The sequence below is a fragment of the Corallococcus sp. AB049A genome (assembly GCF_003668885.1).
In the GTDB taxonomy this organism is placed as follows: Bacteria; Myxococcota; Myxococcia; order Myxococcales; family Myxococcaceae; genus Corallococcus; species Corallococcus interemptor.
Genome location: NZ_RAWL01000468.1, coordinates 1 through 6,304, shown reverse-complemented (window position 1 = coordinate 6,304; position 6,304 = coordinate 1). Strand labels below are relative to the sequence as shown.

Below are 6,304 nucleotides of genomic sequence, written 5' to 3'. Positions count from 1 at the left end.
ACACGCAGGACGGGCGGGACGGAGGAGGGGGACGCAGCACGCAGCACGCAGCACGCAGCACGGCGGATCAGTGCGGTACGCATCACCTCGCAACGCGCGGCACGGGGGGCAGCAGGCTGCGCGGTCGAGCAAGGCAGCAAGCAGGTCGTTGGACGGGGCTGGGCGGCGGGACGGAGCAGTGCGCAGTTTGGGGGAGTCCGGCAAAGGCAGACGCAGTCGCCGGACGGGAGAAGTGAAGGGCCGTGAATCGAAGACGTGACGGTGCAAGAGCTTCGCGATCCAGCCGGGAGCGGCATCGAGGCGACGCGACAGTCAGCACCGTGCGTGGGGCAGTGGCGGGAGTGGAGTGGCGGGTCGGGGGGAGCAACACGCAGCCGGGTCTCGGAGAGTGAGCGCTCCCGGGATCCGGCGTACCTCGCAAATCTCATCGCGCGTGGCCGCGATGTCTGGAACGGGGAGAAGCCTCATGGGAGCGGTGTCCATCGTCACCGCGGCGGTAACGGTCCTGGCGGCCCACGCGGCCATTGCCCAGACCGCACCGCAGGTGCAGCTACCTCAAGTGCAATCACAGCAGGCTGAAGGCCGGCGCCGCATGAATGATCCGGAGCGGCTCGCGCCCTTCGGTCTGATGCTCGACGCGGGCATGCCCGAGGGCGCGGGACTCTCCGGCGTCCTCCGGCCCTCGCAGCACCTGCGATTGCACATTGGTGGCGCGCACAACGGCCTGCGAGGCGCCCTGCGCGCGGGCCTCACGCTGCTCCCACTGAAGGGCAAGGTCTCTCCCTCGTTCTCATGGGAGTTCGGACACGCGCAGGCCGCGAGCACGAAGACGCTCAACCGGCGGCTGGCGGACAGCACGCAGCTGCCCGCCTCCTCCATGGAGCGCGTGGGCTACACGTACATCAGTACGCACGTGGGTCTGGAGTTCAACGCCACCCGGCGCCTCAGCTTCTTCGTGCGCGGCGGCATGAGCTTCATGGAGATGGACGTCCCCAGCCTCCAGAAGCTGGACGAGCCCTTCCGCGACGGACTGTCTCCCGTGGAGAAGCAGTCGTGGATGATGCGCACCGTGCAGCCGTCCGGGAAACTCGGCTTCATGTTCTTCTTCGGCTGATCAGCGGGCGAGCACCCGCTCGAAGAACGTGAGCGCCTGGGTCTCCGCCCAGAAGTACGGGCGAAACGCCTGGCCCGCGACGAAGCCCACGTGGCCGCCCTGTTCGGTCAGCACCACGCTGAGGAACGGATTGTCCCGGGCGGAAGGCGGAATCACCGGCGCCTCCAGCATCGGATCATCCGCGGAGCTCAACAGCAGCGTGGGGCGGCGGATGTCCGCCAGCCTGGGCCCCGACGAGGCCTCCCGGTAGTAGTGCTCCGCGTCCCGGAAGCCATGCAGCGGCGCGGTGACCACGTCGTCATAGCCCCGGATGGTGCGCGCCGCCTCCATGCGCGTCCCGTCGAACGCACCGGGGAAGCGTTGCAGCTTCGCGTGGGCCTTGCTCTTGAGCGTGCGCAGGAACCGCTCGCGATAGAGCCAGTGGAAGCCGCCACCGCCATCCAGCTTCCGGCAGCACGCGTCCAGGTCGTACGGCGCGCTGATGGACGCGGCGGCCACCACGGGCGCCTGATCCCCCGTCTCCTCCAGCAGCCGGCACAGCACGTTGGCGCCCAGGGAGAAGCCCACCGCGAGCATGGGCCCGGTGATGCGCGCTCTCACGTCCGCCATCACCCGCAGCGTGTCCGCCGTGTCGCCGGAGTGGTACGCCCGCGCCAGCCGGTTCGGCTCCCCGCTGCACGAGCGGAAGTTGATCGCCGTGGCGCCCCACCCGCGCTTCGCCGCGCCCCGCAGCACCTCCGTGACGTAGCCCGCCTGCGAGGACCCCTCCAGGCCGTGCAGCACCACCACGTGCGGCGCGCCCGTGGGCCCGTCGAAGGTGTCCAGGTCGACGAAGTCCCCGTCCGGCAGATCCTTCCGCTCCCGGCGAAGGGGCGGCACGCGGGTGGGGCGCACGAGCGACGCGTAGATGGTCTGCGCATGCGCGCCGCGAAGTCCCGGCGCGGGAACGAAGGGCTCGGTGGGCTGGAACGTCACTTGCGCTCCCGGATGGCGCGCGCCATCCGCATGGAGGCGCAGCCGGACTCGCGCACGGCTTGCGCCTCCGCGGTGAGCTGGAACAGCGCCAGGTAGTTCTGCACGCGCTCCTCCAGCGTGGGGGCCTCGATGCGGCGGCACACCTCATCCGCCGCGTAGTCCCGGCACACCTGGGGCCGCCGCTCGTACACGGTGCACAGGTTGTCCGCGCCCAGGTGCGGGCAGCGCAGCCCCAGCGGCTTGTCCAACGCGGCGATGTCCGGCGCCACGCAGCAGGCGCCACAGCAGGTGCACTCCATGGGACTCCCTCAGCGGCGGACGGCCTGCTCCACCTTGCCCAGGTTCGTCACCGTGAGCGTGACGCCCTGGCCCTTCTTCCACGCGACGAACTCCTCCTCGCGCGTGGGCTTCACCTCGTGCTGCTTCACCCCGTCGTCGTCGTAGCGCACGAGCACGGTGTAGTCCTCCTCGCGCCGCACCCGCTCGTTCGTCCCGGCGGTGAGCTCCGGCCAGCGCGGCGGCCCGTCCGAGCCCTTGAGCTCGCGCGTGTCCACCGGCTTCCACACGTACGTGTCATAGGCGCACTGCTGCGCGTAGACGGGCTCGTTGCGATAGCGCGTCTCCGTGTCGCAGTCCTCGTAGGACTCGTTGCAGTACTTCGTGACGTCGTGGCAGACCTCTTCCGCGAAGCCGTTGCCCTTGTCGCGGCGGGTGCACTTCTCCTCGGTGCCGCAGGCCACCTTGCGCGTCTTCGTCCGGCACACGCGCTGGGTGCCGTCCGCCACGCGGCGGGTGCCGCGCTGCCTGGAGACGCAGTCGCGGATGTTCGTCACGCCCGCGACCTCGCCCGTGCCGTTCACCGGCATGCGCGGCGAGGTGGCGCTCAGCTCGTCCCGCCAGCCCGTGCGCGTCTCCGGCACGAAGCGCTCCTGCACCAGCGCGCGGCGCCAGTTCGTCGCCACCACCTCGCCCTTGAGCTCATGCTTCATGTTGCCCCAGATGCCCACCGCGCAGGTGCCCAGGCAGCACGAGGCGAGGACGCCCACGATGATGAGCGCCACCTTCCCGAAGCGGCGCGGCTTGGGCGCGGGCTTCGGAGGCACCTTGGGCCCCAGGTCCGCGAGCGGCGCGGACGTCGCGTCCGAGCCCCGCTCCGCGGAGCACTGCCGGCAGCGCTTGCCGTCGCCCCGGTTGGCCGCGCCGCAGTAGGCGCAGAACCAGTCCTCGCCGGCGCCGGCCATCTCCAGGGCCTGTTCGTCGGTGACGCCCTCGCGGGTGGACTTTCCGGACGCGGCGTCCACGTCGCCGAAGTCGAACTCGGACTCCTTGCCCGTGAGCTCCCGGGGGTTGTTGCAGGAGGGGCAGTTCTTGTGGCGCGCGGGGATGTTCTTCGCGCCACAGGACGTGCAGTTCCAGGAGCCCTCGATGATGCGCCTTCGCTCGGCCATGCGGCGCATCCTAGGGGACCTGCCGCCGCGTGACACATCCGGGTTAAGGTTGGCGCTCTTGTTCCCCCGGGCCGGAGGCGGGGAGCCAGACCGCTCACCAGGAATGGGAGCGTGGGGGGGGAAACCCATGTCACAGCGAAGGGTGTTGGTCCCGAGGCACCGGATGTTGCGCCGCACGCTTTACGGCCTGCTGTTGGCCGCTCCCCTGCTGCCCGGGGGACTGGCCTGCGGCGACAACAACGAAAACGGGTGTGAGCCCTTGTCCCCGCAGACCGCGGGGCCCATCGAACTCGAAGCGGATGGAAGCCTGCCCTGGAATCCCTCCTGCGAGCCCTGTCCCAGGCATCCTGAAGGTGGCGTCATGCTGCGCTGCTCGGCGCAGAGAGTCCCCTTCGGAGGCGCCGTCCTCATCTGCGAGTACGCCACCTGCCTCCATGACGGCCGCCGCCCGGAGGGCCTGCGGGAAGCCTCCGTGCTGGACCCGGGCAGCGAGCTGGGAGCGCTGTTCGCGAAGACGGCCTGGTTGGAGGCGGCGTCGGTGCCCGCGTTCCTTCGGCTCGCGGAAGAGCTCCAGGCGCACGGCGCGCCGGAGGTCCTGGTGAAGGCGGCCCGGCGCTCCGCGGGGGACGAGGTCCGTCACACGCGCGCGATGCAGGCGCTCGCACGGCGTCACGGCGCGACGATGCCGGAGGTGGACCTGCCGCCGTTCGAGCCCCGCTCGCTGGAGGAGATGCTTCGCGAGAACGCGGTGGAGGGCTGCGTGCGGGAGACGTTCGGCGCCTTCGTCGCGGGCTGGCAGGGGCGCACCGCCAGGGACCCGGAGGTGCGGAGCACGCTGCGCGCCATCACCCGGGATGAAGTGCGGCACGCGGAGCTGGCGTGGGCCGTGGACGCCTGGGCCCAGGAGCGCTTGAGCGAGGTCCAGCGGGAGCGGTTGCTCCAGGCGCGGCGGGACGCGCTGCGGCTCCTGGGCGAAGAGGTGGAGGGCCATCAGCCGCCGGAGGTGCTGATGAATGAGGCGGGCCTGCCCTCACGCGAGCAGGCCCGGACCCTGTTCCAGGGCCTCTCCGCCCTGACCGCGTAGCTCACACCCAGAGGGCGCGAGGGAAGGGGACCGCTGGCGCGGGAGGCAATCCCGCGCGCAGCGGCCGCAGCATGGGCAGCGACCCGTCCCGCTCCACGCGCACCGCGCCGGGCACTCCACTGACGAGCGCCGCCGTCGCGGGCTCCTCCCACCACACCACGCGCTCGAGCCCCGCCCCATGCGCCACGCGGCGCGCCTCCGTGAGCAGCGCCTCCGCGGCGGAGGCATCCCGCGCATCCATCATCAGCACCACCAGCTGGCCGTAGCGCGCGTTCATCACCCACAGCGCGGTGGACCCGCCCACCACCGCGCCGCACGTCCGGGGCCGGGGGCGCGCGAGCAGCTCCGCGTAGATGCGCTCCCGCTCCAGGTGCCAGTCCACCTGCGTGGCGCTGGGCCACAGGAAGAACGGCACGTCCGGCCGGCGCATCCGCTCGAGCGCCGCCGCCACATCCGTCTCCTGGAGCCCGCCATCCACGGGCCTTCCCCCCGGCGCCTCGGACGCGGCCAGCTGCCAGTCCCACGCGGGCACCTCCACGTAGCCGGACCGGCGATACAGCGGCGCCCCCACGTCGGAGAAGAGCACCACCGAGTGCGGACGCGGCGCCACCTTCTCCAGCTCCGCGGCGACGGCGTCCATCATCCGCGTGGCATGTCCCCGGCCGCGCAGGTGCTCCTCCGTGAACACGCTGGCGATGGCGTAGCTGTCCCCTTGCGTGAGCTGTCCGTCCGCGCCGCGCAGGAAGCTGTCCGTGTGGAAGGTCTCGCACGACGCCAGCACCCGGCCGTCGTCCGCCAGCCACAGCCACGTGTTCATGCCCTCGCGGCTCCACGGGTGCGCGCGCAGCCGCGCCTCGCGCTCCTGGTACTGCGGCACGCTCAGGGGGGAACCCCAGGCGGCATGGGTGACGGCGTCGCGCTCTGCCTTCTGCGCGTCGGTGGCGAGGACGAGGGTCATGGTGCCGCGCACGCTAGCCACGGCCCCCGCCCGCGCGCGAGCGCTACAACGTCGTCGTGTACGGGAACCGGAAGTGCAGCTGCAGGTACGCCTGCCCCACGTGGAAGATGCCGTCCCCCAGCGAGTCCGGCAGCCCCAGCCCGCCCAGCTCCTGCGGCACGTAGAACGTGGACTCCCAGCCCACGCTGATGAGGAAGCTCTTCGCCAGCTGGAACTCCAGGTCCGCGCCCAGGCTGGCCCCGGGCCGCAGGAAGTGCGTGTCCGGCAGCGTGTCGGAAAAGATGTACGCGTACGTCAACACCAGCCCCACGCCCAGCTTGAAGCGCACCGGACTGGACGACAGCGGCAGCCCCACGCCCAGCGGCTTGAACGTCACGCCGTACATCCCCGTGTCCCGGTACTTCGGCGAGATGATGAACGAGTCCGGGATGAAGATGGACGGCGAGATGCGGATCTCATCCATCTGCTTCGCCTGCTTGCGGTAGCGCGCCGGAATCGCGCGCTGGTTCTTGCGCAGCCACTCCTTGTCCAGCACCGCGTCCACCGACAGCTTCAGCCCCGTGTGCAGGAGCTGGTCGTCCGCGATGGGGCCGGAGAACACGAACACCGCCGGCCCCACGCCCACATCCACCGGGACGGTGACCTTCTGCGCCGCCGGGACGACGGCGGGCCACAGCGACAGCGCGAACAACAGCGGGAGCAGGGTCTGTCTCCTATACACATCT

Annotated in this window: 7 protein-coding genes; 2 read left to right on the top strand and 5 right to left on the bottom strand. The window is 71.1% G+C overall.

Annotation, left to right across the window (positions count from 1 at the left end):
- Nucleotides 1-466 precede the first annotated feature (466 nt).
- Nucleotides 467-1,114, top strand: a complete 648-nt coding sequence (locus tag D7X55_RS33705; protein ID WP_120553041.1) for a hypothetical protein — start codon at nucleotides 467-469, stop codon at nucleotides 1,112-1,114.
- On the opposite strand, the gene D7X55_RS33700 is transcribed toward D7X55_RS33705, so the two are convergent.
- From D7X55_RS33700 to D7X55_RS33690, 3 genes are read right to left on the bottom strand one after another with little or no spacing between them, the layout of a single operon-like run.
- Entirely contained in the window at nucleotides 1,115-2,089 is a 975-nt protein-coding gene (locus D7X55_RS33700; RefSeq protein ID WP_120553040.1) for a hydrolase, read from the bottom strand.
- A complete protein-coding gene (locus D7X55_RS33695) occupies nucleotides 2,086-2,388 on the bottom strand; it encodes a YkgJ family cysteine cluster protein (protein WP_120553039.1) in 303 nt (100 codons plus the stop codon). The genes D7X55_RS33700 and D7X55_RS33695 overlap by 4 nt, the downstream gene beginning before the upstream one ends.
- Nucleotides 2,389-2,397: 9 nt before the next feature.
- Nucleotides 2,398-3,537, bottom strand: coding sequence for a hypothetical protein (locus tag D7X55_RS33690; RefSeq protein WP_121725196.1), 1,140 nt, complete (start codon nucleotides 3,535-3,537; stop codon nucleotides 2,398-2,400).
- Between the two features lie 163 nt (nucleotides 3,538-3,700).
- Between D7X55_RS33690 and D7X55_RS33685 the strand changes: the two genes are divergently transcribed.
- On the top strand, nucleotides 3,701-4,621 hold the full coding sequence (locus D7X55_RS33685) for a ferritin-like domain-containing protein (protein ID WP_120553037.1): 921 nt from the start codon (nucleotides 3,701-3,703) through the stop codon (nucleotides 4,619-4,621).
- A gap of 1 nt (nucleotide 4,622) precedes the next feature.
- Here D7X55_RS33685 and D7X55_RS33680 read toward each other — a convergent pair whose 3' ends face one another.
- The gene (locus tag D7X55_RS33680; protein WP_120553042.1) at nucleotides 4,623-5,579 is read right to left on the bottom strand and encodes a GNAT family N-acetyltransferase; all 957 of its coding nucleotides are present in this window, start codon (nucleotides 5,577-5,579) and stop codon (nucleotides 4,623-4,625) included.
- A 43-nt stretch (nucleotides 5,580-5,622) separates the two neighbouring features.
- Entirely contained in the window at nucleotides 5,623-6,282 is a 660-nt protein-coding gene (locus D7X55_RS33675) for a hypothetical protein (protein ID WP_121725197.1), read from the bottom strand.
- Between the last annotated feature and the right edge of the window lie 22 nt (nucleotides 6,283-6,304).